The following is a 2,051-nucleotide window of genomic DNA, read 5'->3' as shown; positions in this document are numbered from 1 at the left end:
TGGTTGCTGTTTGTTGTTTGAGATTTGCATAGTGGACGCGAGCATCTTTGTGGCCAAGTTTTTTAGGGCACACGGTGGATGCCTTGGCATCAGGAGCCGATGAAGGACGTGGGAGGCTGCGTTAAGCCTCGGGGAGTCGCCAACCAGACGTTGATCCGGGGATGTCCGAATGGGGAAACCCAGCACCAGTCATGTGGTGTTGCCTCCGCCTGAATGTATAGGGCGGTTGGTGGTAACGCGGGGAAGTGAAACATCTCAGTACCCGTAGGAAGAGAAAACAACAGTGATTCCGTGAGTAGTGGTGAGCGAAAGCGGATGAGGCTAAACCGGGCGTGTGTGATAGCCGGCAGGCGTTGCATGTCCGGGGTCGTGGGACCCTCTGGTGGTTTCTGCCGAAGCCACAAGAAGTGATAAACCTTTGAGGTAGTCGAAAGCTCTGGGAAGGGCTGCCGTAGACCGTGAGAGCCGGGTAGGCGAAATCTTGAAGGCTTCTTGAGGGGATCCCAAGTAGCACGGGGCCCGAGAAATCCTGTGTGAATCTGCCAGGACCACCTGGTAAGCCTAAATACTCCCTGATGACCGATAGTGCACGAGTACCGTGAGGGAAAGGTGAAAAGTGCCCCGGTGAGGGGTCGTGAAATAGTACCTGAAACCGTGTGCCTACAAGCCGTAGGAGCTTACAGGAGCTTGTCTTCTGTGTGATGTGACTGCGTGCCTTTTGAAGAATGAGCCTGCGAGTTATGGTGTGTGGCGAGGTTAACCCGTGTGGGGGAGCCGTAGCGAAAGCGAGTCTGAATAGGGCGTTTGAGTCGCATGCTGTAGACCCGAAGCGGAGTGATCTACGCATGGGCAGGTTGAAGCTCAGGTAAGACTGGGTGGAGGACCGAACCCACCAGGGTTGAAAACCTGGGGGATGACCTGTGTGTAGGGGTGAAAGGCCAATCAAACTCCGTGATAGCTGGTTCTCCCCGAAATGCATTTAGGTGCAGCGTCGCGTGTTTCTTGCCGGAGGTAGAGCTACTGGATGGCCGATGGGCCCGACAAGGTTACTGACGTCAGCCAAACTCCGAATGCCGGTAAGTGAGAGCGTGGCAGTGAGACTGCGGGCGATAAGGTTCGTAGTCGAGAGGGAAACAGCCCAGATCACCGACTAAGGCCCCTAAGCGTGTGCTAAGTGGGAAAGGATGTGGAGTCGCAGAGACAACCAGGAGGTTGGCTTAGAAGCAGCCACCCTTGAAAGAGTGCGTAATAGCTCACTGGTCAAGTGATTCTGCGCCGACAATGTAGCGGGGCTCAAGCACACCGCCGAAGTCGTGGCATTCAGTCTTTCGGGGCTGGATGGGTAGGGGAGCGTCGTGCAGCCGGCGAAGCAGCAGAGTGATCTAGTTGTGGAGGCTGTGCGAGTGAGAATGCAGGCATGAGTAGCGAATCGAGGGTGAGAAACCCTCGCGCCGGATGACCAAGGGTTCCTGGGGCAGGCTAATCCGCCCAGGGTAAGTCGGGACCTAAGGCGAGGCCGACAGGCGTAGTCGATGGACAACGGGTTGATATTCCCGTACCCGCTTTAACGCGCCCATATCGAACCTCGTGATGCTAAGAGTCCTTAACTCGCCTAAAGCCTTCGGGCTTGGGGTCAGAGTGAACGCTCGATCCGATCGGGTAGTAGGTAAGCGATGGGGTGACGCAGGAAGGTAGTCCAGCCCAGGCGATGGTTGTCCTGGGGTAAGCATGTAGGGAGTGGGGTAGGCAAATCCGCCTCACACGTATCCTGAGATGTGATGCCGAGCCGATTGTGGTGAAGTGGATGATCCTATGCTGCCGAGAAAAGCCTCTAGCGAGTGTTATGGCGGCCCGTACCCTAAACCGACTCAGGTGGTCAGGTAGAGAATACTAAGGCGATCGGGTGAACTGTGGTTAAGGAACTCGGCAAATTGCCCCCGTAACTTCGGGAGAAGGGGGACCTCTGCTGGTGATGAGTCTTGCACTCGGAGCTGGTGGGGGTCGCAGTGGCCAGGGGGAAGCGACTGTTTACTAAAAACACAGGTCCGTGC

1 rRNA gene is annotated in these 2,051 nt (G+C 56.2%); it reads left to right on the top strand.

What is annotated here, in order from left to right:
• Nucleotides 1–51 precede the first annotated feature (51 nt).
• Nucleotides 52–2,051 (top strand): 23S ribosomal RNA (locus AB0J71_RS49895); the annotation flags it as partial.

The sequence above is a fragment of the Nonomuraea sp. NPDC049637 genome (genome assembly GCF_040675235.1).
Classification (GTDB): domain Bacteria; phylum Actinomycetota; class Actinomycetes; order Streptosporangiales; family Streptosporangiaceae; genus Nonomuraea.
This window is presented reverse-complemented; position numbering and strand designations above follow the sequence as displayed.